The sequence below is a fragment of the Xanthomonas arboricola pv. juglandis genome (assembly GCF_905367715.1).
GTDB classification, from domain to species: Bacteria; Pseudomonadota; Gammaproteobacteria; order Xanthomonadales; family Xanthomonadaceae; genus Xanthomonas; species Xanthomonas arboricola.
In genome coordinates this window covers 542,564-569,316 of the sequence record NZ_HG999362.1, presented here as the reverse complement: position 1 = coordinate 569,316, position 26,753 = coordinate 542,564, and the positions used below count along the sequence as shown (strand labels likewise).

21 protein-coding genes are annotated in these 26,753 nt (G+C 66.7%); 11 read left to right on the top strand and 10 right to left on the bottom strand.

What is annotated here, in order from left to right; all coding sequences use genetic code 11:
* Nucleotides 1–150 precede the first annotated feature (150 nt).
* Nucleotides 151–699, top strand: coding sequence for a hypothetical protein (locus KHN93_RS02365; RefSeq protein WP_211921857.1), 549 nt, complete (start codon nt 151–153; stop codon nt 697–699).
* 84 nt (nt 700–783) lie between these two features.
* Here the strand turns inward: KHN93_RS02365 and hmgA are convergent, their stop codons facing one another.
* Together hmgA and hppD are read right to left on the bottom strand one after the other, a co-directional pair.
* The gene (hmgA, locus tag KHN93_RS02360; protein ID WP_211921855.1) at nt 784–2,097 is read right to left on the bottom strand and encodes a homogentisate 1,2-dioxygenase; all 1,314 of its coding nucleotides are present in this window, start codon (nt 2,095–2,097) and stop codon (nt 784–786) included.
* Nucleotides 2,098–2,456: 359 nt separating this feature from the next.
* Nucleotides 2,457–3,572 carry a 4-hydroxyphenylpyruvate dioxygenase gene (gene hppD / locus KHN93_RS02355; protein ID WP_024938217.1) on the bottom strand — a complete coding sequence of 372 codons (1,116 nt, stop codon included), beginning with the start codon at nt 3,570–3,572 and terminating at the stop codon, nt 2,457–2,459.
* 122 nt (nt 3,573–3,694) lie between these two features.
* Here hppD and KHN93_RS02350 point away from each other — a divergent pair, with 122 nt between their 5' ends.
* Nucleotides 3,695–4,183 (top strand): MarR family winged helix-turn-helix transcriptional regulator, encoded by a 489-nt coding sequence (locus KHN93_RS02350; protein WP_024938218.1) that lies wholly within the window; start codon nt 3,695–3,697, stop codon nt 4,181–4,183.
* 49 nt (nt 4,184–4,232) lie between these two features.
* On the opposite strand, the gene KHN93_RS02345 is transcribed toward KHN93_RS02350, so the two are convergent.
* From KHN93_RS02345 to KHN93_RS02335, 3 genes are all read right to left on the bottom strand, one after another.
* Nucleotides 4,233–4,823, bottom strand: a complete 591-nt coding sequence (locus KHN93_RS02345) for a thioredoxin family protein (protein ID WP_016901644.1) — start codon at nt 4,821–4,823, stop codon at nt 4,233–4,235.
* An 11-nt stretch (nt 4,824–4,834) separates the two neighbouring features.
* The gene (locus KHN93_RS02340) at nt 4,835–6,352 is read right to left on the bottom strand and encodes a peptide MFS transporter (protein WP_039517133.1); all 1,518 of its coding nucleotides are present in this window, start codon (nt 6,350–6,352) and stop codon (nt 4,835–4,837) included.
* 155 nt (nt 6,353–6,507) lie between these two features.
* A complete protein-coding gene (locus KHN93_RS02335; protein WP_039531404.1) occupies nt 6,508–7,410 on the bottom strand; it encodes a tryptophan 2,3-dioxygenase in 903 nt (300 codons plus the stop codon).
* 408 nt (nt 7,411–7,818) lie between these two features.
* Between KHN93_RS02335 and KHN93_RS02330 the strand changes: the two genes are divergently transcribed.
* From KHN93_RS02330 to KHN93_RS02300, 7 genes are all read left to right on the top strand, one after another.
* A complete protein-coding gene (locus KHN93_RS02330) occupies nt 7,819–11,400 on the top strand; it encodes a lamin tail domain-containing protein (RefSeq protein WP_211921853.1) in 3,582 nt (1,193 codons plus the stop codon).
* A 177-nt stretch (nt 11,401–11,577) separates the two neighbouring features.
* A complete protein-coding gene (pdhA, locus tag KHN93_RS02325; protein ID WP_016901647.1) occupies nt 11,578–12,666 on the top strand; it encodes a pyruvate dehydrogenase (acetyl-transferring) E1 component subunit alpha in 1,089 nt (362 codons plus the stop codon).
* On the top strand, nt 12,659–13,732 hold the full coding sequence (locus KHN93_RS02320) for an alpha-ketoacid dehydrogenase subunit beta (protein WP_039515775.1): 1,074 nt from the start codon (nt 12,659–12,661) through the stop codon (nt 13,730–13,732). Before pdhA ends, KHN93_RS02320 begins: the two co-directional genes overlap by 8 nt.
* Nucleotide 13,733: 1 nt before the next feature.
* On the top strand, nt 13,734–14,117 hold the full coding sequence (locus KHN93_RS02315) for an SH3 domain-containing protein (protein ID WP_016901649.1): 384 nt from the start codon (nt 13,734–13,736) through the stop codon (nt 14,115–14,117).
* The gene (locus KHN93_RS02310; protein ID WP_211921850.1) at nt 14,114–15,562 is read left to right on the top strand and encodes a dihydrolipoamide acetyltransferase family protein; all 1,449 of its coding nucleotides are present in this window, start codon (nt 14,114–14,116) and stop codon (nt 15,560–15,562) included. Before KHN93_RS02315 ends, KHN93_RS02310 begins: the two co-directional genes overlap by 4 nt.
* A 249-nt stretch (nt 15,563–15,811) precedes the next feature.
* Nucleotides 15,812–16,426 carry an SMI1/KNR4 family protein gene (locus KHN93_RS02305; protein WP_102250774.1) on the top strand — a complete coding sequence of 205 codons (615 nt, stop codon included), beginning with the start codon at nt 15,812–15,814 and terminating at the stop codon, nt 16,424–16,426.
* A 97-nt stretch (nt 16,427–16,523) separates the two neighbouring features.
* Complete coding sequence (locus KHN93_RS02300) at nt 16,524–17,816, top strand: DEAD/DEAH box helicase (RefSeq protein ID WP_211921849.1); 1,293 nt, start codon at nt 16,524–16,526, stop codon at nt 17,814–17,816.
* Nucleotides 17,817–17,875: 59 nt separating this feature from the next.
* Here the strand turns inward: KHN93_RS02300 and KHN93_RS02295 are convergent, their stop codons facing one another.
* Complete coding sequence (locus KHN93_RS02295; RefSeq protein WP_047127928.1) at nt 17,876–18,208, bottom strand: DUF6172 family protein; 333 nt, start codon at nt 18,206–18,208, stop codon at nt 17,876–17,878.
* Between the two features lie 360 nt (nt 18,209–18,568).
* Entirely contained in the window at nt 18,569–18,979 is a 411-nt protein-coding gene (locus tag KHN93_RS02290) for a winged helix-turn-helix transcriptional regulator (protein WP_104561245.1), read from the bottom strand.
* A 129-nt stretch (nt 18,980–19,108) separates the two neighbouring features.
* Here KHN93_RS02290 and KHN93_RS02285 point away from each other — a divergent pair, with 129 nt between their 5' ends.
* On the top strand, nt 19,109–19,864 hold the full coding sequence (locus KHN93_RS02285) for an SDR family oxidoreductase (RefSeq protein ID WP_244812190.1): 756 nt from the start codon (nt 19,109–19,111) through the stop codon (nt 19,862–19,864).
* Between the two features lie 195 nt (nt 19,865–20,059).
* Here KHN93_RS02285 and KHN93_RS02280 read toward each other — a convergent pair whose 3' ends face one another.
* The 3 genes from KHN93_RS02280 to KHN93_RS02270 form a co-directional block, all read right to left on the bottom strand.
* Nucleotides 20,060–23,149 (bottom strand): efflux RND transporter permease subunit, encoded by a 3,090-nt coding sequence (locus KHN93_RS02280; RefSeq protein WP_211921845.1) that lies wholly within the window; start codon nt 23,147–23,149, stop codon nt 20,060–20,062.
* Nucleotides 23,146–24,291 (bottom strand): efflux RND transporter periplasmic adaptor subunit, encoded by a 1,146-nt coding sequence (locus KHN93_RS02275; protein ID WP_211921843.1) that lies wholly within the window; start codon nt 24,289–24,291, stop codon nt 23,146–23,148. Before KHN93_RS02275 ends, KHN93_RS02280 begins: the two co-directional genes overlap by 4 nt.
* A 77-nt stretch (nt 24,292–24,368) precedes the next feature.
* Nucleotides 24,369–24,986: a TetR/AcrR family transcriptional regulator gene (locus KHN93_RS02270; RefSeq protein WP_039517156.1), complete on the bottom strand. Its 618-nt coding sequence runs from the start codon at nt 24,984–24,986 to the stop codon at nt 24,369–24,371.
* A gap of 88 nt (nt 24,987–25,074) precedes the next feature.
* On the opposite strand from KHN93_RS02270, the gene KHN93_RS02265 reads away from it, so the two are divergent.
* Nucleotides 25,075–26,550, top strand: coding sequence for an efflux transporter outer membrane subunit (locus tag KHN93_RS02265; RefSeq protein ID WP_211921841.1), 1,476 nt, complete (start codon nt 25,075–25,077; stop codon nt 26,548–26,550).
* The last annotated feature ends 203 nt before the right edge of the window (nt 26,551–26,753 follow it).

Genomic DNA, 26,753 nt, shown 5'->3' with positions numbered 1-26,753 from the left:
GTGGTCATGCATGCATTCCTTACGGGTCCGCCACAGCCTACACAGCCCACATCGCCGACGATGTGCAGAACGCGCTGGCGTTGCCTCGTGCCAATGTCATCGGCGCTTCATTGGCGGCGGGCAAGCTGGGTGCCTCGCAGGACCGCCGCCATGACCCCGCGCAAGACCGAGCTCGCCCTCACCGCGCTGCAATCGCACCGCAGTCCACTCACCTTGCTGCAGCGACGCGCGCTGATCCTGGCCGACGGCCAGCGCGATCTGGCAACGCTGGCCATGCTGCTGGGCGGGGACGGCGCCGCATTGGTGCATGCGCTCTGCGCGATGGGCTATCTGGAGTCCGGCACGCAGGCAGGGAGTGCGACACGCACTGCCCCGGCGTCTGATTCCTCACCGGCAGGCGTGCCCGGTACCCACGTGACGCCGCCAGCGGCACCACCGAGCGAAGAAGACCTGCAGCGCCAGCGTCGTCGCGCGGCCACCAACGCACGGCTGTACCTGCTCGACATCCTGCAGCTGCAACGTGACCCGGTGGCCGCCGCGCTGCACCGGCAACTGCAGGCCGCACGCGACGAAGACGCCATCGGCGCTGCCATTGCCGAAACGCTGCGCGCCTTGCCGCAGATCACCTCGGCAAGCTACGCCGAGCGCGTACGTGCCCGGATTGGCGAGCTATTGCCGGATGCGCTGCAGGCGGCTTGAGCGGACAACCGGAACCCCCGATCCGACACCTGCGACTTCTGACTGCCGTAGTGCCTGATCAGCACACTCGCCCAGCTGCCTGATTTACTGCGTACCTTCTGAGCCGGACGACTGAAACGCCGCGCGTAATCCGGACCAGCACTGCTGGTAGTCGCCCTGCCGGTGCGCGGCCTGCAAGGCCTGCTGGGTGGGGCGCAGCACCGCACGCGTTTCGAACATGAAGGCCATGGTGTCGGCGATCACATCCGGGCGCGTCAGGTCTGCATGCGAGGCCTTGTCGAAGGTCGCCGCATCCGGGCCATGCCCGCTCATGCAGTTGTGCAGCGAGGCACCACCCGGCGCGAAGCCGTCGGCCTTGGCGTCGTAGACCCCGTGCACCAACCCCATGAACTCGCTGGCCACATTGCGATGGAACCACGGCGGGCGGAAGGTGTGCTGTGCCACCAGCCAGCGCGGCGGGAAGATCGCAAAATCCATGTTCGCCGTGCCATGCGTGTCGCTGGGCGAGGTCAGCACGGTGAAGATGCTCGGATCCGGATGATCGAAGCTGATCGAGCCGATGGTGTTGAAGCGGCGCAGATCGTAGCGATACGGCGCGTAGTTGCCATGCCAGGCCACCACGTCCAGCGGCGAGTGGCCGATGTCCGCACGCCACAGATGGCCCTGGAATTTGGCCACCAGCTCGAACGCACCTTCGCGCTGTTCGTAGGCCGCACGCGGCGTTTCGAAGTCGCGCGCATTGGCCAGCCCGTTGGAGCCGATCGGCCCCAGGTCGGGCAGCCGCAGCAATGCGCCGAAGTTTTCGCAGACATAGCCGCGCGCTTCGCCATCGGGCAGCTCGACACGGAAGCGCACACCGCGCGGTATCACCCCGATCTGCTGCGGCTCCAGCTCCAGCACACCGAGCTCGCTATGGATGCGCAGGCGGCCCAGTTGCGGCACCAGCAACAGCTCGCCGTCGGCATCGTAGAAGAAGCGATCGTGCATCGACGCGTTGGCCGCATACAGATGCACGGCGACCCCGGACATCGCCTCCGGCCCGCCGTTGCCGGCCATGGTGTAGAGACCGTCGACGAAATCGGTTGGCGTGGACGGCAGCGGCAACGGGCTCCAGCGCAGTTGATCCGGCGGCACCGGGCCGCGACCGAAATCGTTGTGGAGCTGCGACTGTTCGACCAGGGAGAAACTGCCATGCACGGCCGCCGGGCGGATGCGGTACAGCCAGCTGCGCCGGTTCTCGCTGCGTGGCGCGGTGAACGCGGTGCCGGACAACTGTTCGGCATACAACCCGTGCGCCACGCGCTGCGGCGAGTTCTGCCCCACCGGCAAGGTACCGGCCACCGCCTCGGTCGCAAACGCGTTGCCGAAACCGGTCATGTAGTGCTGGTTGTTATGCATGGCATGCGTCCGGATCTTGGCCCTCCCTCCCCGGATGCAGAAGGTTGGGATTGAGTTGAATCAGGCCGCTTTCCTACCGAAGAAGAGCTAAGCCTGGCGGATTAAGCCCCTCTCCCGCGGGAAGAGGGGCTTTAACAACGTGCGTCTTCGTTGCTTTGTGTTGTCGGAAAAACACCTTGCCTGAGCGCGCTTGATTGCGACCACTTGCCGCCCGCTTCGTTGGATCCGTACCGGAACTACATCCGACGTGACGGGCAGCCAGGCTGGGCACCACAACACTTTGCACCACTCAAACCCGCACCGACGCAGTTAACGGCACCAACCACAAATCCCGAACAGCTAATCCCCAATCCCCGCCCTCAAAGCACCCCACGCTTCATCTGGTCGCGCTCGATGCTCTCGAACAGCGCCTGGAAATTGCCTTCGCCGAAACCCTCGTTGCCCTTGCGCTGGATGATCTCGAAGAAGATCGGGCCGATGCAGTTCTGGGTGAATATCTGCAGCAGCTTGCGCTGCTTGGTGTCCACGTCGGCGTCGATCAGGATCTTGTTGCGGCGCAGGCGTTCGACATCCTCGCCGTGGTCGGGGATGCGCAGGTCCACCACGTCGAAATAGGTGTCCGGCGTGTCCAGGAATGTCACGCCGGCCTCGCGCATCTTTTCCACCGAGCTGTAGATGTCGTCGGTGAAGCAGGCGATGTGCTGGATGCCTTCGCCGTGGTAGGCATCCAGATACTCGTTGATCTGGCTCTTGGGGTCGGAGGATTCGTTGAGCGGAATGCGCACGATGCCGTCCGGGGCGGTCATCGCCTTGGACACCAGGCCGGTCTTGGCGCCCTTGATATCGAAGTAGCGGATCTCGCGGAAGTTGAATAGGCGCTCGTAATAGTCCGACCAGCGCTGCATGTTGCCGAAGTACAGGTTGTGGGTCAGGTGGTCGATGAAGGTCAGCCCGAAGCCGGCCGGGTGCTGGTCGGCGCCTTCGATCGGCTCGTAGTCGGCGTCGTAGATGCTGCCCGCATCGCCGTAGCGGTCGACCAGATACAGCATGCAGTCGCCGATGCCCTTGACCACCGGGGCCGGCACGGCGCGGGTGTCGGCCTTGTCCTGCACCGCTTCGCCGCCGTTGCCCAGCACGGTCTGCAGCACCGTCTCGGCCGGGGTACGGAAGCGGATCGCAAAGCCGCAAGCGCTCGGGCCGTGCGCGGCGGCGAAATCGGCGGCAAACGAATCGGGCTCTTCGTTGAGCAGGAAGTTGACCCCGCCCTGGCGATAGACGGTAATGGCACGGCTGCGGTGGCGCAGCACCGCGCTGAAGCCCATCTTGCGGAAGTAGTCGTGCAGTTGCGCTGCCTGCTCGGCGGGCGCGGCGAATTCGACGAATTCGAACCCGTCGATCCCCATCGGATTGTCGAAGGTGGTGACCTGCATGCCCAGGTTCGGGCGGGTTGCGGTACTGCTCGGTTGTGCGCTCATCGTCGTTTCTCCACGCTAGGCCGTCCGCAGGGCTATGCGGGGTGGCAGAAGACCCGCGAGAATGCGCAGGCCACCCAAGGTTTGTAGTTGCAAATGAAACCAAAATCAAGACACAGTGCAACATGAGCGATCTCGACGCCCCCACCCCGCCGCCACATCCTGTGCTGCTCAACCTTGAGCAGTTCCTGCCGTATCGCTTGAGCGTGCTGTCCAACCGCATCAGCAGCAATATCGCCAAGGTCTACGGCGATCGTTACGGCATGGCCATTCCCGAGTGGCGGGTGATCACCATCCTGGCGCTGTATCCGGGTTCCTCGGCCAGCGAGGTCTCCGACCGCACCGCGATGGATAAAGTTGCAGTCAGCCGCGCCGTGGCGCGCCTGCTGGAGCGCGGCTTCATCCGCCGCGAAACCCACGGCGACGACCGCCGCCGCTCGATGCTGGCACTGTCGCCGGCCGGCCGCCAGGTCTACGAGACCGTCGCCCCGCTGGTCAACGAGATGGAACAGCGGCTGATGTCGGTGTTCAGTGCCGAGGAGCAGCAGATCCTGGAAAAGCTGATCGACCGGCTGGCCAAGGACGGGCTGCCGCGCATGGCCGGCAAGGACTAAAAAAAACCCCCGCAGTGCGGGGGTTTTTGCATGCCACGGCAACGACGGATCAGGCCTGCGGCGGCGCCCACTGCTTGAGGAAGTCGAACAGCTTCCGGCGATCGAAGCCCTCGCCCTTGCGCAGGTCCGGGCCGGTCTGGGTGGTCAGCAGCTTGCCGTCGTTGTCCAGTACCAGCAGCGACGGATAGTCGTTGAGCTGGGCGAACTGCGACAGGAACGCGGCATTCTCGTTGGCCGCATCGCGATTGACCTTGACCACCACAAAGTGCGCATCGCGGAAGCTGCGCAGCTCTGCATCGCCGCCCATCAGTTCGTCCAGCGCCTTGCACGGCTCGCAGGCCGCATTGCCGACATTGAGCACGATGCGCTTGCCGCCGCGCTTGGCCTCCACCTTGGCGGTCTCCAGATCGGCGGCCGGATCGCGCGAGGGGTCGTACTGCGCATTGAGCGCCGCCGCCGCGGCGATGTCCGCCGCGGTGGGCGTATTGCCCGAGGACACCGGCTGGCTGGGATCGGCGCTGGGCGGCTTCTGCATCGAGGTATCCAGCGGCCGTGGCGCCTCCTGTTGCTCGGTGGGCTGCCCGCAGGCGCTCAACAGACCTGCCAGCAGCAGGCCACAGACAGTGGGTTTGATCGGCATTGCTGTTCTCCTCACTTCACACCATGCATCAGTTTGTTGATCAACGGCGCGATCAGGAACAACACCGCGCCAGCGCCCAATAGCGCCCAAAATCCGAAGGTATACCCGCTCAGGGCCGAGGACACGCTCATCCCTTCGCTTCCGCTGACATGCCCGGCGAAAATGCCCGACAGGTTGTTGCCGATGCCGGTGGACAAAAACCAGCCGCCCATTCCGAAACCGACCAGGCGCACCGGCGCCAGCTTGGTCACCATCGACAGGCCGATCGGCGACAGGCACAGCTCGCCCACCGACTGGATCACGTACACCATGAACAAGGTCCAGAACGGCACCTTGCCAGCATCGTTGACCAGGCTCGACAGTGCAAACATCAGCAGCAGGAACGCCAGGCCGTTGAACAGCAGGCCCAGGCCGAACTTGCGCGGAATCGAGGGGTTGAAGCGGCCGGCCTTGACCCAGATCCAGGCGATGATCGGTGCCAGCGTGATGATGGCAATCGAGTTCACCGACTGGAACCAGGCGGTGGGGAAGGTCCAGTCGCCGAAACCGCGGTCGACGATGTTGTCGGCCAGGAAGGTGAACGAGCTGCCGGCCTGTTCGAAGAACATCCAGAACAGCACGTTGAAGGCGAAGATGATCAGCATCGCGATCACCTTGTCGCGCTGCACCTTGCCTTCGCGGATGCCTTCGACCAGCAGCATCACCGACAGACCGACGAACAACACCGTCAGCACGATCTGCAGCACGTCCGCGCCGACAGCGAGCAGGAAGTACACCACCGGGATCGCCAGCACGCAGCCGACCAGCACCATCAGCACGCGGCCGATGCCCTGCGCGTTCGGCGCCGGTGCACCGATGCCCTTGAGCTGCGCGCGGCCGATCCAGAACCACACCAGGCTGATCAGCATGCCCGCGCCGGAGGCCATGAACACCATCTTGTAGGACGGCATTGCCTGGGTGCCGAACACCTTTTCGGCCAGCAACTGGGTCAGCACCGGCGAGATCATCGCGCCGAGGTTGATGCCCATGTAGAAGATGGTGAAGCCGCTGTCGCGGCGCGGATCGGCCACCGAATACAGCTTGCCGACCATGGTGGAGATGTTCGGCTTGAACAGCCCGTTGCCCACCACCACGGTGGCCAGGCCGATCTCGAACATGGTGTGGTCGGGAATGGCGATCAGGAACAGGCCGGTGGCCATGACGGCCGCACCGACCAGGATCGAGCGTTGGTAGCCGAGCACGCGGTCGGCCACGTAGCCGCCGAAGATCGCTGCCGCATACACCAGCGCCAGATAGGCGCCATAGGTGCGTCCGGCCGGCGCCTGGCCGGTGGCATCGCCGTTGAAGAACTGCGCCACGATGTACAGCACCAGCGCCCAACGAATGCCGTAGAACGCGAAGCGTTCCCAGAATTCGGTCATGAACAGCATCCACAGCGGCCGGGGATGACCGAGCAGCGTGGGGAACTCGGGCGGTGCCGGCGGCGGCGGAGTGGCGGCGGAAGTCGGCGCGGTAGCGTCAACGCTCATGGAATGTCCCTTGCGTATTCAGTAATGGCTGGGTGCCCGGAGCGTACCCCGGGAGACGCGCGAGGATCACTTAGACGTCATGTACGCGTCAAATTCGCAGGACTCGCCGGCCTGATGGCGGCCGGTCTGCGGGGATGACGCCCGTAGCGACCCGCTCAGCCCTTTTCAGGGTCGCCGCGGCCACCACCCACCGGCTCACGACCTTCCACGCCCACCGAGGTGCGCACGTCGAACAGCTCCGGGAAGAACGTCAGCGCCAGCGCCTGCTGCAGAAAGCCCACGCCGCTGGACCCGCCGGTGCCGCGCTTGAAGCCGATCACCCGCATCACCGTGCGCATATGGCGGAAGCGCCAGAGCTGGAACTGGGTTTCCACATCCACCAGGTCCTCGCAGAGCGAGTACTCGCGCCAGTAGCGGTCGGTGTTTTCGTAGATGCGCTCGAACACCGGGCGCAGGCTGTCGTCGGCCACATGCGCGCAGGTCCAGTCGCGGGCCTGGTATTGCGGCGGAATCGCATGCCCGAAGCGTGCCAGGTAGCGCAGGAACTCCTCGTACAGGCTGGGCGCTTCCAGCACCTCGCGCAGCCGCGCCTGCCCCTGCGGGTCATACGCGAACACCTGCAGCATCTGCGGGTTCTTGTTGCCGAGCAGGAACTCGATATAGCGGTATTGCAGCGACTGGAAGCCTGACGAGGGGCCCAGCACATCGCGGAATCCCATGTACTCGCTCGGCGTCAGCGTTTCCAGCACCGACCACTGTTCGGTGAGCTGGCGCAGCACCTGCTTGCTGCGCGCCAGCACCTTGCGGCACTGCCAGACCTGGTCGTTCTGCAGGTGCACCATCGCTGCGCGCAGCTCGTGCGCCAGCAGCTTCAGCCACAGCTCGGAGGTCTGGTGCTGGATGATGAACAGCATCTCGTCGTGGTGCGCCGGTTCGGACAGGGGCTGCTGCGCCGACAGCAACTGGTCCAGCCGCAGATAGCCGCCGTAGGTCAGCCGCCCCTCCAGATCGGTGTGGATGCCGGGTTCCAGGTCACGCAGATTCTTGTCGACGGGCATGGCAGTGCAGGTGGATCGGGCCGGTCAGGGTAGCTCAGTGGCGGGGATTGGGGATTGGGGATTGGGGATTGGGGGGAATCGGGAATCGGGATTCGGGATTCGGGAGGCAGGAGTTGCAGCGCGCGGCCTTGATGCATGTCGCGGCAGCGCGCTGCCGTAGCAGCGACCGGTTTGCCGGGGTGGCCTGCTTACTTGGCAGCCTGACGATGCCGTGGCGTACGCGACCGGTACTTCATACCTGAAAAATCCTGCCGCTTTCGACCGCGTCGTCGCAGCCGCTGCGCAGGTGTCACCGTATCGTCAACCAAGGTCTGCAAATTCATGCAGAATCGAACGGCGCTGCCGGCCAGGGACGTGGCCGGACCAGGGGAGCGCTTCACGTCTCATGGATCAGGGGACTCTCATCTCATGCATGTGTTGCAGCGTCGTGCAGCCTTACTTTTCTGTGCGCTGGCGGTTGCCGGCCACGCCAATGCCCAGGTCGTCATCAGCCAGGTCTACGGCGGTGGCGGCAACAGCGGTGCCACCTTCCGCAGCGATTTCGTCGAGCTGCACAACATCGGCAGTACCACGGTCAGCCTGGACGGCTGGTCGGTGCAATATGCCTCGGCCGCCGGCAGCAGCTGGCAGGTCACGCCATTGGCAGGCAGCGTACCGGCCGGCGGCTACTACCTGGTCAAGCAGGCCGATGGCAGCGGCGGCAGCGTTGCGCTGCCCACGCCCGATGCCACCGGCACCATCGCCATGGGCGGCGGCGCCGGCAAGGTGGCGCTGAGCAACAGCGCCTCCGCGTTGAGCGGCGCCTGCCCCACCGGCAATGCCGATCTGGTCGGCTATGGCAGCACCGCCAGCTGCGCCGAAGGCAATGCGCCCACGCCGGCGCCCAGCAATACGCTGGCAGTGCTGCGCGGCGGCGATGGCTGCACCGACACCGACAACAACGCGGCCGATTTCGCCACCGGCGCGCCGGCCCCGCGCAACGCCGCCAGCCCCGCACGGCTGTGCAGCGGCGGCGGCCAGCCGATCGCCACGCTGGCCGACGTCAGCCAGGCCGAAGGCAACAGCGGCAGCCGCAGTTTCGTGTTCACGCTGAGTTTGAGCCAGCCGGCCGGCGCGGGCGGGGTGAGCTTCACCGCCGCCACCGCCGATGGCACGGCCACGGCCGGCAGCGATTATGTCGCCCTGCCCGCCTCCAGCGTCCGCATCGCCGCCGGCGAGCGCAGCGCCAGCATCACCGTGGAGGTGCTGGGCGACACCACACCCGAACCCGACGAGACCTTCGCGCTGCAGATCAGCGGCCTCACCGGCGCGTTGCCGGCCACGCTGAGCGCCACCGGCACCATCCTCAACGACGACTTCAGCCTGCTGCCGATCCACGCCATCCAGGGCAAGGGCGCACGCTCGCCGCTGGAAGGCCAGGTGGTCGCCACCTCGGGCATCGTCACTGCCCGTCGCAGCGCCGGCTTCTTCCTGCAGGCAGCGGATGCCGAAACCGATGGCGATCCGGCCACCTCCGAAGGCGTCTACGTCTACACCGGCAGCGCACCGCCGGATGCCGCCGCCATCGGCAACCGGGTGCGCGTGCAGGGCACGGTGCTCGAGTACGTGCCCACCGCCGACCCGACCCAGCCGCCGCTGACCGAGATCGGCGGCGGCCTGACCGTGCTGCTGGATTCCACCGGCAACCCGTTGCCGATGCCGGTGGCGTTGAGCGCGAACTTCCCCAACCCGAACGGCGCCTTTGATCAGCTCGAAGCGCTGGAAGGCATGCGTGTCACCGCCGCCAGCCTCACCGTCAATGCGCCCACCGGCGGCAGCGTCAACGAGACCAACGCCACTGCCACCAGCAATGGCGTGTTCCATGCAGTGGTGACCGGCCTGCCGCGCGCCTTTCGCGAGCCCGGCGTGCAGTTGCCCGACCCGCTGCCGGCCGGCTCGCCTGCCGGCGTGCCGCGCTGGAACACCAACCCGGAAGTGATCGCCGTCGGCAGTGCCGGCGTGGGCGCCGAACGGCTGGATCTGGCCTCCGGCTGCGTCGTGCTGGATGTCACCGGCCCGCTGGATTACAGCTTCCGCCGCTACACGCTGTATCCGGAACGCACCCCGCAGGTGAACTGCAACGGTGCCGACCAACCGCGCCCGGCACCGTTGCCGCAGGCCGACGACGTGGCCGTGGCGACCTACAACATGGAGCGCTTCTTCGACGACCAGAACGACCCGGCGATCGGCGAGCCGGTGCTCACCCCGGCCGCGTTCCAGGCCCGCCTCAACAAGGCCTCGCTGGCGATCCGCAACTACCTGCACACGCCCGACATCCTGGGCACGGTGGAGGTGGAAAACATCAGCGTGCTGCAGACCCTGGCTGCGCGCATCAACGCCGATGCCATCGCCTCCGGCCAGCCCAATCCGCAATACGTGGCCTACCTGCAGGAAGGCAATGACGTCGGCGGCATCGACGTCGGTTTCCTGGTCAAGACCGGTACGGTGTCGGCCGGCATGCCGCGCGTGGAAGTGGTGTCCATCGCCCAGGAAGGCAAGACCACCACCTGGACCGAACCGGGCGGTGGCGTGAGCCTGCTCAACGATCGCCCGCCGCTGGTACTCAGCGCCAGTGTGCACCAGGCCGATGGCCGCGTGCTGCCGCTGACCGCCATCGTGGTGCATCAGCGCTCGCTCAACGGCGCCGAGACCGACGATGCGGCCGGCACCCGCATCCGCGCCAAACGCCAGGCCCAGGCCGAGTACCTGGCGCGCCTGCTGCAGACGCGCCAGCAGCTCGACCCGGCCGAACAGGTGCTGGTGATGGGCGACTTCAACGCCTTCGAGTTCAACGACGGCTATGTGGATGCGATGGGCACCGTCACCGGCAGGCCGGCACCGGATGCGCAGACCGTGGTGAGCGGCGATGGCGCGGACCTGGTCAACCCGGACTACACCGACCTGACCTGGTTCAACACGCCCGACCAGAGCTACTCGTACGCCTTCGACGGCAACGTGCAGTCGCTCGATCACATCCTGGCCAACGAGGCGCTGATGCGCGCACCCGGCATCGCCTCGCTGTCGGTGGGCCACGCACGTATCAATGCCGACTTCCCCGGTACCGCGCGCAACGATGCCAATACGCCTACGCGCCTGTCCGACCACGACCCCACCGTGGTGCTGTTGCGCATGGCGCCCGCGTTGCGTGCCGACCTGGGCGCAACGGTCACTGCGGCACGCGCACAGGTCACCGAAGGCGAGCGCATCGATTTCAGTGTGAATGTGGACAACCGTGGGCCCGACAGCGCGGCGTTTGCCGCTGTGGCACTGGCCTTCGATGCCGCGGTCAGCCCACGGGTCACCGCGGCACCGGGCTGGAGCTGCCAGGCGCCGGAAACCGCGACGCAGACGGTGGTCACCTGCACCATCGCCTCGCTGGCAGCCGGTAACGCACAGCGCTTTGCCGTGCAGGTCGACGCTGGCGCGGAACTGGCAGGACGCACGCTGACCCTGGCCGCTTCGGTCGCCTCGCAAACGCCCGACCCGCAGCCGGACAACAACACCGACACCGCCGCAGTCAGTGTGCAGCCAGCGCTGCGCAGCGATCTGGCAGTGCGCCTGGAAGGCCCCGCCACGCTGCCCACCACCGCCTTCAACGCCACCTACCGGGTGTTGCTGGACAACCGCGGCAACGCAGCGGCCACCGGTGCCAGCGTGCGGATCGAAGGCAACACGGTGTCGGCCTTGTCGCTGCTGGTGCCGCCCAGCGGCTGGCGTTGCGCCAAGCAACTGCAGTCGTTGCGCAATGCAGTGTTTGTCTGCAGCACCGCCGCCGCAGTGCAGCCGGGCGCGCAGGCCGTGTTCCAGTTGACCGTCGCGGCAAAGCCGATCCCGGCCGAACGCGCGGTGCGGGTGCAGGCCAGCGCCAGCTCGACCTCGCCCGATGCCAACCCGGCCGACAACACGGCGCTGATCGTCACCCCGATCGGTGGAGGCGCCGGCCGCCGCTGATTGCAGTGCAACACGTCGCAGTTCTGTACTGCGACAAAGGGCGCGGCCTGGTCCGCGCCCTTTTTTTTGTGCAAGCCAGCATCATTGTGTGCTGCGGTGCAGGACAGCTTTTTGCTGCGTGGTCCTTAACATCGCAACTCATATCATTTGAAACTTCTTGGTGAAGGTGTCGCCGCAATGAGCGTAGCCGCGCAGTTCGAGATCGAATATCTGCAATACATGGATGCGGACGGCCAGATCGTCCGCGACGACCTGCCGGCCGACGCCGCCAACCCGCAACAGTTGCTCGCGCTGTTCAAGCGCATGCTGTTCGTGCGCACCTTCGACAGCAAGTCGGTCGCGCTGCAGCGCACCGGCAAGTTGGGCACCTATGCGGCCTGCCTCGGCCACGAAGCCACCCATGTGGGCATCGGCGCATCGATGCGCAGCGGCGATGTGTTCGCGCCCAGCTATCGCGAGTACGGCACCATGTTCGAACGCGGCGTGCGCCCGCGCGACGTGCTGCTGTACTGGGGCGGCGACGAACGCGGCAGCGACTATCCGCGCGATGCCGATGCGGCGATCGACTTCCCGATCTGCGTGCCGATCTCCACCCAGTGCCTGCACGCGGCCGGTTCGGCGCTGTCGTTCAAGCTGCAGGGCAAGCCGCAGGTCGCTGTGGCCTGCTGCGGCGATGGCGGCAGCTCCAAGACCGACTTCTATGCCGCGCTCAATTCGGCCGGCGCCTACAAGCTGCCGCTGATCCTGTGCGTGATCAACAACGGCTGGGCGATCTCGGTGCCGCGCTCGGCGCAGACCGGCGCACAGACGCTGGCGCAGAAGGGCCTGGCCGGCGGCCTGCATTGCCTGCAGGTGGACGGCAACGACCTGATCGCAGTGCTCGAGGCGATGCGCCAGGCGCGTGCGCGTGCACTGGCCGGCGACGGCGGCACGGTGATCGAGTTCCTGACCTACCGCCTGTCCGATCACACCACCGCCGACGATGCGCGGCGCTACCGCGGCGAAGAAGAGGTCAAGCAGGGCTGGGCGCGCGAGCCGCTGCTGCGCCTGCGCCGTTATCTCACCGCGCAGGGCCTGTGGGACGAGGCGCAGGAAACCGCCTGGAAGGCCGAATGCGGCGCGCGCGTGGACGAAGAGGTCAACGCCTACCTCAACACGCCGGTACAGCCGGTGGAAGCGATGTTCGATTACCTCTACGGCGACCCGCCGGCCGAGTTGCTGGCCCAGCGCGCCGAGGTGATGGCACAGGAGGCCCGTCATGGATGAGCTCAACCAGTCACACCTGGCTGCGACACAGCAGCAGGCCAGTGCCCCTTACAACGCCGCAGCCACGCGCGGAGAGATCGCCATGAGTTCGCCCATCACCCTGATCGAAGCCATCACCCAGGCGCTGGCCTGGGAGCTGGAACACGACCCTGCGGTGCTGGTGCTGGGCGAAGATGTCGGCGTCAACGGTGGCGTGTTCCGCGCCACCGCCGGCCTGCAGCAGCGCTTCGGCAGCGAGCGGGTGCTGGACACGCCGCTGGATGAAACCACCATCGCCGGCCTGAGCGTCGGCCTGGCCGCGCAGGGCATGAAGCCGGTGGCCGAAGCGCAGTTCGACGGCTTCGTGTACCCCATGGTCGATCACCTGATCTGCCACGCCGCACGCCTGCGCAACCGCACCCGCGGCCGCCTGCATTGTCCGATGGTGCTGCGCGTGCCGTGGGGCGGCGGCATCCGCGCGCCGGAACATCACAGCGAAGCCAACGAGGCCATCTTCACCAACGTGCCCGGCCTGCGCGTGGTGTTGCCATCCTCGCCGCAGCGCGCCTACGGCCTGTTGCTGGCCGCGATCCGCGACCCGGATCCGGTGATCTACATGGAGCCCAAGCGCATCTACCGCCAGTACAAGGAAGTGGTCGCCAACGACGGCGAAGCGCTGCCGCTGGACGTGTGCTTCGTGCTGCGTGACGGCACCGACGTCACCCTGGTCACCTGGGGTGCGCAGGTCAAGGAAGCGCTGGAAGCGGCCGACAAGCTCGCCGGCGAAGGCATCAGCGCCGAGGTCATCGACGTGGCCACGCTGCGCCCGCTGGACTTCGACACCATTGCCGAATCGGTGGCCAAGACCGGCCGCTGCGTGATCGTGCAGGAAGCCCCGCGCACCGCCGGCTTCGGTGCGGAGATCGCCGCGCAGCTGGCGGAAAAATCGATGTACGACCTGCTCGCACCGGTCGAACGCGTCACCGGCTACGACACGCATATCCCGCTGTTCCGGCTGGAAATGAAGTACCTGCCGAGCGTGGAGCGCATCGTCACCGCCGCCCGTCGCGCGGTGGCCGCCGGCTGACATGCGCGCCCGTCTGCTCTGCGATTACCGCGCCGCGTACGCCAACCCGATCCGCTTCCGTGCTGGTCAGCAGGTGACCATCGGCGTGCGCGATGAGGAATGGCCGGCCTTCGCCTGGGTCAACACCGGCGACGGCCATGCCGGCTGGGCCCCGGTGGCCTGGCTGCGCCCGCTGGGCGACGGCCAGGCCGAAGCCCTGCGCGACTACGACGCACGCGAACTCGATGCCCACCAGGGCGAGGACGTGCTGCTGCATTACGAACATGGCGGTTGGTGGTGGTCCGAGCGTGCCGATGGCATGCAGGGCTGGCTGCCGGCCGCCGACCTCGAACTCCTCGACGACACCACGCCGCCGCTGCCTGCGGCGCAAGAGAACCTGCCATGAGCGAAGCCAAGAATTTCCACCTGCCCGACCTGGGCGAAGGCCTGCCCGACGCCACCATCGTCGAGTGGTTCGTCAAGGAGGGCGACAGCGTGCGCCTGGACGACCCGCTGGTCTCGATGGAGACCGCCAAGGCGGTGGTCGAGGTGCCCTCGCCGTTTTCCGGCACCGTGACCAAACTTGCCGGTGCCGCCGGCGACATCATCGTCACTGGTGCGATGCTGGCGCAGTTCGCGCTGGACGCCTCGCAGCCGCAGCGCGCCGATGGCCAGGACACCGGGCACTCGCACGGCCCTGCACCCACGCACACGCCCAGCACCGGCGACAGCGCGGCCGGCCCGACCGCGCGCGTGGTCGCCTCCGACAACGGCGGCGAGATTGCCGATGCCGATTCCAGTGGCGGGAGCGAGCGTGACGACGCCGGTACCGTGGTCGGTGCGATGCAGAGCTCCAACGCGGTGCAGAGCGAACAGGCGATCGCCGTGGGCGGCGTGCGCGCGATGCCAGCCGTGCGCGCGCTGGCGCGCAAGCTGCGCGTGGACCTGGCCCAGATCCGCGCGAGCGGCCCGGATGGCACGGTGACCATGGCGGATGTGAAGCAGGCCGCCGCGGCCGGCAGCGCGCCGCTGTCTGCAGCGCGCGCCGGCGCATCGGTCACGCCGAGCAACGGCAGCAACGCGCCAGCAACCGCGCCGCACGCCGCTGCCGGCACGCACTCGGCAACCAGCGCAGCCGGCAACGCGCAACCGCGTGCAGCGCTGTCTGCCAGCGGCAAACCGATGCGTACCCAGTCGCCCGGCGTGGTCGCCAAAGGCCAGCCAGAACAGCTCAAGGGCGTGCGTCGCAACATGGCGCGGGTCATGGCCGATGCGCACAGCAAGGTGGTGCCGACCACGCTTAACGACGATGCCGACATCCACGCCTGGCAGCCCGGCAACGATGTCACCGTGCGGCTGGTACGCGGCATCGTGCGGGCGTGCCAGGCGGTTCCCGCGCTCAATGCCTGGTTCGACGGCGAGGCGCTCAGCCGCACCCTGCACACCCAGGTGGATATCGGCATTGCGGTGGATACCGAAGAAGGCCTGTTCGTGCCCGCGCTGCGCAATGCCGACATGCTCGACGCGCACGGCATTCGCGAAAGCGTCAACCGGCTGCGCCAGCAGGTGGAAAACCGCAGCATCGCCGCCTCCGAACTCAGCGGCTACACCATCTCGCTGTCCAACTTCGGCATGTTCGCCGGCCGCTACGCCACCCCGGTGGTGGTGCCGCCATGCGTGGCCATCGTCGCCGCCGGCCGCGCGCGTTACCAGCTCACCCCGGTGATGGGCGGGGTGGAAACCCACAAGGTGATACCGCTGTCGCTGACCTTTGACCACCGCGCCGCCACCGGCGGCGAAGCCGCGCGCTTCCTGCGCGCACTGCTGGACGATCTGGCGCTGGCCGTGTGAACTGACGCCGCCACACCGGCCTTGCGCCATCGCCTGCCGCGCCGTGCTGGGCGGCAGTGCTACGACAGCATTGGCCGGACGCGTGTCAGTGCTCCACGACGCCTTCCGCGCCATGGCAGAGTCAGTCAACGCACTCCACGCTAAACTTGAGCGCCGGACACCAGGCGTTGCGATGCGGACATTTGTCACTCAGGGAGATGGACTTCCCGCGCGGGCATCGCCGATCGGCAATGCCATCATGGAGGCCCCATGAACACACCCGCGACCGACGCTGACTGGCGTCCAGCGGACTGCCCGCCGCTGGCATGGCCGGACCTTGTCGATGACGATGCACGCCTGCAGTGGTACCGACAGGTCTGCACCGCGTATGCCGCACTTCTCGGCGATGACGCTGCGCAACCCGCCAGCCTGCAGGCCGTACTCGCGTGTCAGGCGCGCCTTGGCTGCGCGCTGCCGCCGCTGCTTGCCCGCTATCACGGCGAAGTCGGCTGCCTGGAACTGGCCGAAACGCTGTGCACGCCGGGCGACACCGCACCCAGCATCGAACCCCTGCAGCAGGCCTATCCGAGCATCGACGAGATCGAGGCGAGCGCCGAAGAACAAGCCTTGATCCCGTCGCTGATCGTGTTCGGCGACTACCTGGGCAATGGCAATCTGTGGTGCTTCCATCGCGACAACGGTGCGGTGTATTACTTCGACCACGACGATGGCGCGATGCTGACGCGCCTGTTCGATTCGGTCGCCGTCTATCTGGATGCGCTGATGCTGCTCTGCCTGGGCGAGATTCACGACGATGATGCGGCAGCCCAGGCGCTGCTGGAAGAAAGACTGGGAAGACAGACGGTGCGCAAATGGCGGTACTGACGGCACCGCGAAAAACCATCGGTGTCGTTACCTCACCGCTGCGTCGCAGTCATTGCTTCAATCGCCCACAATGACGCATGTGCCCGGAGATTTCACGATGTCGTTCGACCAGCTCGACCTATCGCCACAGCTGCTGCCTGCCTTTACCGCAGCGCTGACTCGCGCCGGTCACCACACGCCTACGCCGATCCAGCAGCAAGCCATTGCGCCGATGCTGCAGGGGCGCGATCTGATCGCGATGGCACAGACCGGCTCGGGCAAGACGCTGGCCTATGCGCTGCCGCTGCTGCAGCAACGTTGCCTGGCGCCCGACACCGCGCCGCGCGTGCTCGGTGCGCTGGTGCTGGTGCCCACGCGCGAACTCGCTGCGCAGGTCGAAGACACCTTGCGCCAACTGGCCGCGCATCTGCCGCGGCGGCTCAAGATCGTGGCGGCCACCGGCGGCAGTTCGATCAATCCGCAGCTGCTCGCCCTGCGTGGTGGTGCCGATATCGTGGTCGCCACGCCCGGGCGGCTGCTGGATCTGGTCGACCACAACGCGCTGCGCCTGAGCGAGGTCGCCACACTCGTGCTGGATGAAGCCGACCGTCTGCTCGAGCTGGGCTTCGGCGCCGAGCTCGATCGCATCCTGGCCTTGCTGCCGACGCAGCGCCAGAGCGTGCTGTTTTCGGCCACGTTTCCGCCCGGCATCGCCTCGCTGGCCAAGCGTCGCCTGCGCGACCCGCTGCGCATCACCGTTGCCGCCACCCCGGAGGCTGCGCCTGCGATCGAACAACGCGCGATCGCCGTCGATGCCGGCCAGCGCACGCAACTGCTGCGCCACCTGCTGCAGGAGCATGGTTGGTCGCATGTGCTGGTGTTCGTCGCCAGCCGGCACACCGCCGAAAAAGTCGCCGAAAAACTCGGCAAGACCGGCATCAATGCGCAGCCGCTGCACGGCGAACTGAGCCAGGGTCGCCGCGAGCGTACGTTGCACGCCTTCAAACAGCGCGAGCTGCAGGTGCTGGTAGCCACCGACCTGGCCGGACGCGGCATCGATATCGATGCGCTGCCGGCCGTGATCAATTACGACCTGCCGCGCTCGACGGTGGATTACACCCATCGTATCGGCCGCACCGCACGCGCCGGCGCCAGCGGCCTTGCGATCAGCTTCGTCACGGAAGAGAGCCAGCCGCAATGGCGTTTGATCGAAAAACGCCAGGGCCTGCGCGTACCGACCAGCGTGCTTGCCGGGTTCGAGCCGAGCCCCGTGACAGCAGCGCCTGCAACACAGATGCCGAAGACCGGCACGCGCGCTGCGGACGACAACGGCGGCATCAAGGGCAGGCGGCCGAGCAAGAAGGACAAGCAACGCGCCGCAGCGGCGACGCAGGCAGGCAAGCCCAACTGAAGGCGCTGCGTGACACCTGACGCGCTGTCGTCACGCCAAGGCGGACACTACGCGAGGACTCAGTCCTGCTCGAAATCCAGCTCGCCGCCCGGGGCGCTGTCGCCATCGGCACGCGGAGTCCGCTTGCCGGGCTTGCGCAGGATTTCCACGAAGAACTGCTCGCCACCTTCGCTGGTGAGCGCATTGATCGAGCGGATCAGCTCGGCCGGCGGCAGCGGCGCAGCACTGGCCTCGTCCACCCCGAAGCGCATGTCGAAGTCCCAATAATCCGCCCCTTCCGGCAAGTCCTTGCGACGCTCGCGGCGGATGTACTTGCGGATATCGTGCTTGCTGGATTCCAGCAGACGATCGCGGTTCTTGCCTTCGAGGTTGAGCTGGTAGGTCTTGCGCATGGCGACATCGGTTGGGAGCTGGCCGCCTATTGTGAGGCCACACGGCCGTTCTGGGTGAATCGCCGGGGATCCGGTGGCCGGCGGCATGGGCGCAAGCGTTTGCCTGCATCGGAGTGGAGATCGCCACGCGCGCCCTGCGCCAGCATGGATGCACGCCGCCGATGCAGCGCGACGGGCGGCCCATCGATGCAGACTGGCACAGGCGGGCAGGCCACCGCGTCATGCACGGCGACGACGTGTCGCAACCCTCGACCTGCCACCTAGCTGCTGCCGCGCTGGCTGCCCGGCAGCAAGACCGCAGCGTGGCGTTCCATCATCGGCACGTTGCCGCAGCGGACACGTGCGGGTGTGCCGCAGTGCTCATCCCTTCAAGGCGGTTGCCGATGCCGACGGCGCAGCGTGACTGCTCTCGTCCCCCTGCCGTTCGGCCGCAATCACCTCATCGGCGTGATCCTGGCACCAGTGCAGCAGCGCGAGCAGTGGCGCTTCCAGCGTCTCGCCCAGCGCGGTGCGCCGATATTGCACGGCCACCGGCGAGGAGGAGATCACTTCCCTGCTGATCAGGCCGATGCGCTCGAGCCGCCGCAGCGCTTCGGTCAGCGACTTGTGGGTCACGCCGTCCAGCTGCCGCTTGATGTTGTTGAACCGCGTGGGCCCATTGCACAGCACGGTCATGATCATGATCGACCACTTGTTGGCGATCGGCTCCAGCACCGTCCTGATATCGGCAACCCGCGTGAGGCTGCACGGGGTGGTGGTTTCGTCTGCCATATCTAGTTACCTCAAGGTGCGTAATTGAAACTAAGTATATGATGTATATCATCTCGCTGGTGCTGAAAACCGCTTGGACGGGCACTGCCCGCGTCCAGTCCCGCATCGACAACCAACGAGAGAATGTCCATGTCAACGAATGAGCTCCACGGCAAAGTGGCCCTGATTACCGGCGCCTTCAGCGGCATCGGTAGCGCAACGGCAAAGAAACTCGCAGCGGCAGGAATGAAGGTGGGCATTGCCGCACGCCGCATCGACCGGCTGCAGGCATTGAAGTCAGACATTGAACAGGCGGGCGGCCAGGCCGTGGTGCTGGAAATGGATGTCGCCAACAAGCACTCGGTCGCTGCCGGCGTCGCAGCACTGATCGCCGCTTATGGCGCAATCGATGTGCTGGTCAACAACGCCGGCATCATGCCGCTGTCCGGCATCGATGACTTCCATACCGACGAATGGGAACAGATGATCGATGTCAACGTCAAAGGCGTGCTCAACGTGGCCGCAGCGGTGCTGCCGCAGATGATCAAGCAACATTCCGGCCACGTCTTCAATACTTCCTCGATCGCCGGGCGCAAGGTGTTTGGTCAGGGATTTGCGGTGTACTCGGCAAGCAAGTTTGCAGTGACCGCGTTCACCGAAGGCCTGCGGATGGAGGTCGGCAAGAAGCACAACATCCGCGTCACCAGCATTCAACCGGGCATCGTCGCAACCGAGCTTCCGGCACAGACCACCAGCGCGGAATATCAGGCAATGATGGCCGGTTACGCCGGCACGGTTCGCATGCTGGACCCGATGGATATTGCCGACACCATCCTGTTCGCAGCGCAGGCACCGTCCAACGTCAACATCGCCGAAGTCTTCGTGCTTCCGACCGACCAGGTCTGAGTCACCGCCTCACCAGGCAAACCGCAAGGCACGGACGCGCTGTCGTCTGTGCCCTGTACGGCGCCACGATTCCCGCACGCCGGCCTGCCGGCCGGCTGTCAGTTCCTCGCAGGCCGCGGCGGCGGCCCACGCTGGTGAGCGACCGCGCGCCGACGCGTTCGGCAACCGCGACTTGGCCGCCCTGGCCCAGCGGCATCAGGCGTGCTGCGTCGCTGCCCGGGTAATGCCGGAATCGGGCCGGATCTTGAACCAGATCGAATACATCGCCGGCAGGAACACCAGCGTCAGGATCGTGCCGGCCAGGGTGCCGCCGATCAGCGTGTAGGCCAGCGTGCCCCAGAACACCGAATGCGTGAGCGGGATGAACGCCAGGATCGCCGCCAACGCGGTCAGGATCACCGGGCGCGCACGCTGCACGGTGGCTTCCACCAGCGCATGGAACGGGTCCAGCCCTTCGGCCTCGTTGTGATGGATCTGCCCGATCAGGATCAGCGTGTTGCGCATCAGGATGCCCGACAACGCGATCAGGCCCACCAGCGCATTGATGCCGAACGGTTGCTGGAACAGGATCAGGGTCGGCACCACGCCGATCAGGCCGAGCGGGCTGGTCAGAAACACCATCACCATCGCCGAGATCGAACGCACCTGCAGGATGATGATCAGCAAGGTGGCCGCCAGCATGATCGGGAACAGCGGCAGCATCGCGGTGGTTGCCTTGCCGGATTCCTCGATCGAACCGGCCTCCTTGATCTGGTAACCGCTGGGCAATGTGTCGATGATCGGCTGCAGCTGCCTGGTGATCGCCGCCGAGACATCCGGCGGCTGCAGCTGCTCGTCGACATCGCCGCCCACGGTGATCGTCGGCACCCGATCGCGGCGGCGCATGATCGGCTCTTCCATCCGCACATCCACCTTGCCCACCTGCGACAACGGCACGCGCTGGCCGTTGGCACCGGCCAGGGTGAAGTCGGCGATGCGTGCCGGATCGAAGCGCGTGTCGCCGGCCGAACGCGCCATCACCTGCACGCTGCGGATATCCTCGCGCACCAGCGTGACCGGCACGCCGCTGAGCAGGAATTGCAGTTGCTGCGCCACTGCGGCCGAGGTCAGCCCCACCGCCTGCAGGCGGTCCTGGTCCAGGGTGAAATGCAGCGTGGGCGTGCGCGTGCCCCAGTCGGTGTTGACGGTGCGCAGCATCGGGCTGTCCTGCATGACCTGCCTGACCTGCGCGGCGATGCCACGCACCACCTGCGGGTCGGCACCGCTGACCCGGTAGGCCACCGGAAACTGCGAGTACGGGCCGAAGGTGAGTTGGGTCACGCGCACGCGCGCTTCGGATGCCAGGCCTTCGGCGACCGCCTTGCGCATGCGCAGCTTCAGTGCGTCGCGCTCGTGCTGGTTGTCGGTGCGCACCACGATCTTGGCGAACGACGGATCCGGCAACTCCGGGCCCATCGCCAAGAAGAAGCGCGGCGCGCCCTGGCCGATATACGCGGTGACAATCTTCGCTTCGTCCTGTTTGGCCAGCCAGGCTTCCAGCTTGGCCGTGGCCGCGCTGGTCTGGGTGATCGAGCTGCCGTACGGCAGTTGCACTTCGACCAGCACTTCAGGGCGATCGGAGATCGGGAAGAACTGCTTCTTGACGATGCCCATGCCCAGGATCGCAAGCACGAACAGGCCCACCACCGAGCCGGCCACCAACCACTTGCGCGCAATGACGCGTGCCAGCGCGCTGCGGAAGCGGTTGTAGCGCGGCGTGTCGTACATCGCGGCGTGGCCGCCTTCGATCTTCTTCAGATCCGGCAGCATCTTGACGCCCAGGTAGGGCGTGAACACCACTGCCACCACCCACGAGACGATCAGCGCGATCCCCACGATCCAGAACATATTGCTGGTGTATTCGCCGGCGGTGGAGGCGGCAAAGCCGTTCGGCATGAAGCCGACCGCGGTCACCAGCGTGCCGGACAGCATCGGCGCGGCGGTATGGCTCCACGCATAGGCCGATGCGGCGACGCGGCTGTAGCCTTCCTCCATCTTCACCACCATCATCTCGATCGCGATGATGGCGTCGTCCACCAGCAATCCCAGCGCCAGGATCAACGACCCCAGCGTGATACGGTCGAAGTTCTTGCCGGTGGCCAGCATCACCACGAACACCGCCGCCAGCGTCAGCGGCACCGCAGCCGCCACCACGATACCCACGCGCCAGCCCATGCTGACGAAGCACACCAGCATCACTACCAGCAGTGCGACGAAGAACTTGGTCATGAACTCGCCCACCGACGCGTCGATGTTGACCGCCTGGTCGGTGACCTTGCTCAGGGTCATGCCCAGCGGCAGCTCGGCATTGATTGCGCTCACTTCGCTGTCCAGCGATTTGCCCAGATCCAGCCCGTTCCAGCCATCGCGCATGATGATGCCCAGCAGCAACGCCGGCTCGCCGCCACTGCGGATCATGAAGGTGGACGGATCTTCGTAGCCACGTTTGACCGTGGCGATGTCCGACAGTTTCAGGGTGCGGCCCTGCACCACCAGCGGGGTCTCGCGGATCTTCTGCAGGCTGTCGAGCGCGCCGTCCAGGCGAATGAACACCTGCGGCCCGCGCGTTTCCACCGAACCTGCCGCATTCAAGGCGTTCTGCGCATTGAGCGCGGCAAACACCTCCTGCGGACCGACGCCCAGCGTGGCCAGGCGCTCGTGCGAGAACTCGACAAAGATGCGCTCGGGCTGTTCGCCGATGATGTTGACCTTCTTGACGCCCGGCACGTGCAACAGGCGCTGGCGCAGGCTTTCCGCATCGCGCGCAAGCAAACGTTGCGGCTCGCCCTTGGCCTTGAGCGCGAACAGCGCGAAGGTGACGTCGGCATATTCGTCGTTGACCATCGGCCCGATCACACCGGCCGGCAGGTTGCCGACTTCGTCGCCCACCTTCTTGCGCGCCTGATAGAACTGCTCCTGCACCTGGCTGGGTGGTGTGCTGTCCAGCAAGGTCAAGGTCGTGAACGCCAGGCCGGGGCGCGTATAGGTTTCGCTGCGGTCGTACCAGCGCAGCTCCTGCAGGCGCTTTTCGAGTTTCTCGGCGACCTGGTCCTGCATTTCCTGCGGCGTGGCGCCCGGCCAGGCGGTCACGATGATCATGACCTTGACGGTGAAGGCCGGGTCTTCGGCACGCCCAAGCTTGAGGAAGGCGACCAGGCCGGCCAGCGAAATCAGGACGATCAGAAACAGCGTGATCGAGCGCTCGCGCACCGCCAGCGCGGAAAGATTGAACCGGCCTTCGCTCACGGCTGCGCTCCTGCCGCGGCCGCGGCCTTGGCGCCGGTCGTGGCGCCGGCGGCAGGCGCAATCGTGTTGACCACCCGCACCTGCTCGCCGTCGCGCAACAGGTGCGCGCCCAGCGCCACGATGCGCTCACCGCGCGCCAGCTTGCCGGCAACCGTGGCGTGGTCGTCGTCCAGGCCCAGCACCGTCACCGGCCGCCAGCGCACCTTGGCCGGATTGCCGGCAATCACCCACACGCCCGGCCCCTTGCCGGCATCGAACAACGCGGCCAGCGGCACCTGCAGCCCGGCCTGCGTGCCGGCGGCCGTGCCATCGGCAATGCGCAGGCTGACGGTGGTGCCCAACGGCGCATCGCCCAGTGCGCCATCGAGCACGTAACGTGCCTCGAAGGTGCGGGTCAGCCGGTCGGCGCTTTCGGACAGCTGGCGCAAGGTCGCCGGTACGGTGACAGCGGCATTGCCGAACAAGGTGGCCTGCGCCACCGAGCCGACCTGCGGGCGCAAGGTTTCCGGCAACTGGATCACCGCCTCGCGGCGGCCGGCATGCGCCAGCCGCACCACCGGCTGCCCGGCCGCAACGACCTGGCCCGGCTCGACCAGCGTCTCCATCACCACACCATCGGCGTCGGCCAGCAGGTCGGTGTAGCGGTTGGCGTTGCGGGCCACTTCGGCCTGCGCCTGGGCGGCGCTTAGCTGCGCCCTGGCGGCGTCGGCGGCGGCCTTGATCTGGTCGTAGGCCGAAGCCGAGATGGCGCCGGTGCCGCGCAGATCGCGGTAGCGCGCTTCATCCTCACCCTCCTGCTGGGCGCGCGCCTGCGCGGCCGCCACCGCGTCCTGCTGCGCCCGCACGGCGAGCTTGAGGTCGACCGGGTCGATCCGCAGCAGCGGCTGGCCACGCTTCACGCGCTGGCCGGCATCGACCAAGCGCTCCTGCACCTTGCCGGCGACCCGGAACCCCAGGTCGCTCTGCACCCGGGCCGCGACCGTGCCGGAGAAGCTGCGCGCCGCTGCACCGGCGTCTTCGACGATGGCCACCCGCACCAGCGGGGCCTCGGTACGCGGGTCGGAAGGGGGCGCCTTGCCGCAGGCGATCAATGCCAGCGGCAGCACACAGAAAGCGGCAGAGGTAACGAGGCGCCGAAGCATGGCAAATCCAGGAGCGAGCTGATGAAGGCTTGCATCCTGATACTTGTGACTAAATCAGTCAATAGTCACAAACGAATTTAGGGCGATAGACTGCGGAGCACCAGGCTCGACAACAGCACCGGCACCTCGTCGGCCTGCTCGAGGCTATGCTGCAGCAGCAACGGGTTCATGTAGGGGCGCAGCACCATGTAAATCGCCTGCGTGGCCTCGTCCAATGGCGTCTTGCGCTCGAAATCGCCACTTTGCCGGCCTTGCTGCAGCACATCCTGCAGCAGTGTCTGGATGCGCACTTCATAGGCGCGGACCGATTGCCAGCGCTCGGTGGCCGCCGAGGTGGCGATCTCGTACAGCTTGCGATCCTGGAAGAACAGCCGGAGGCTCGCCTCGATCATCACCTTGAAAAGCCTGCGTAATTTCTCCGGCGGCTGCTCCGCCTCGTCGACTGCGGCACGCACCTCGGTCTCGATTTCGCGCAGGCAGTTGCTGCAGATCATCTCGCCGATGGCCTGCTTGGATTCGAAGAACTTGTAGATATAGGCCTTGGAGAACCCGATCGCCTTGGCCAGGTCCGAGACGGCGGTCTTCTCGTAGCCGTAGCGGCTGAAATGCTCGGTGGCCGCAATCACGATCTGATCGCGCACGTCATGGTCGGCCGGGCCGCGGCCCGAAACCGGATAGCTGGATGTCTTGCTCATGCCGCCAGCTTAGCGCCCCGGCGCCCGACATACAAAAGTGACCATTTCGTATTATAGTCACCACTCACTCCTGCCCGCCTGGTCTGCCATGTCCCCGTTCCGTCCTGTTGCCGTGCTTGTCGTTGCCAGCCTTGCCACGGGCTGTGCAGTCGGTCCGACCTATACCCGCCCCGCTGCGCCCCTGCCAGACCGTTACGCGGGCCAGGCGGCGGTCGAAGTGCGCCCGGCGGCGCGACCGGCCGAGCTTTCGACCTGGTGGACCGGCTTCGACGACGCGGACCTGAGCCGCTACGTCACCCAGGCGCTGGCGCAGAACCTGGACCTGGCCCAGGCCACCGCGCGTGTCACCCAGGCCCGCGCCGGCCTGACCGCCGCCACTGCCGCACTGCTGCCCTCGGGCAACATCAGCGGCAACGCGACCCGCGCCTACCAGTCGCTGGAAACGCCGCTCGGCCAGGTGCTCAACAGCACGCCCAACTTCGACCGCTATGCCAGCACCTACGAAGCCAACCTGGGCGCGAGCTGGGAGCTGGATCTGTTCGGCGGCCTGCGTCGCGGGCGTCAGGCCGCACTGGCCGACTACCAGGCCAGCGAAGCCGGCGCCGCCGCCACCCGCCTGGCGGTGGCGGGGCAGACCGCCGATATCTACATCAGCATCCGCGGCCTGCAGGCACGGCTGGAGGTGGCGCAGCGCCAGGTCGCCACCCAGCAGGGCCTGCTGTCGATGGTGACGCTGCTGCACGGCAAGGGGCTCGCGCCGGAGTTGCAACTGCACCAGGCGCAAGGCGCGCTGGCACAGGCGCAGGCCTCGGTGCCCGGTATCGAAAGCGGCCTGGTCGCGGCGATGAACGCCCTGGACGTGATGCTGGGTGTGCCGCCGGGCACGCACCGCGCGGAACTGGCCGCCACCAAACCGATTCCGCTTGCGCCGCGGATCGCCGAGACGGGCACGCCCGGCGACCTGCTGCGGCGCCGCCCCGACCTGATCGCGGCCGAACGCAGGCTGGCAGCGTCGAACGCACGCATCGGCGTGGCGATGGCCGAGTACTACCCCAAATTCTCGCTCAGCGGACTGCTCGGCAGCGCCACCGCGATCTCCGGCGCCAACCTGTTCACCGGCGATGCCAGCCAGTCCGCTGGCGTGCTGGGCCTGCGCTGGCGGCTGTTCGACTTCGGCCGCATCAATGCGCAGATCGCCCAGGCCAAGGGCCAGGAAGCCGAGCAGCTGGCGGCGTATCGCCTGGCGGTCCTGCGCGCCACCGAGGACGTCGAAAATGCATTCACCGCGCTGGTCAAACGCGAACAACAAGCCAGCGTGCTCGCGCAAGGCGTGGACGCACTGGGCAAGACGCGCACCGCGTCCGCACTGGCCTACGAAAAGGGCGTGGTCAGCCTGATCGAAGTGTTGAATGCCGACGAGCAGTTGCTGCGCGCATCCGATGCGCAGGTGCAGGCACGCACGGATGCCGCGCGCAGTGCGGTGGCCACTTTCAGGGCACTGGGTGGCGGCTGGCAATCCAGCGCCGCCGACGCGGTTGCGCTGCAGCAGCCGTCACCGCGCTGACGCAAGCACTGACAGGATCGCGACCGGGCAACCGCCCGCTGCGGCGATTGCATCGCATCGGTGGGCCCTCATTAACCACCGAGGTCTAGACCGACCCTATGCATCTGGCCGGTGACAACCCCATGTGCGTTGCACGATGTTGATGCGGATGACGACTGCGCATCGCCTTGCATGTCGCGAACGTACGCACCCGGCCAGACCGC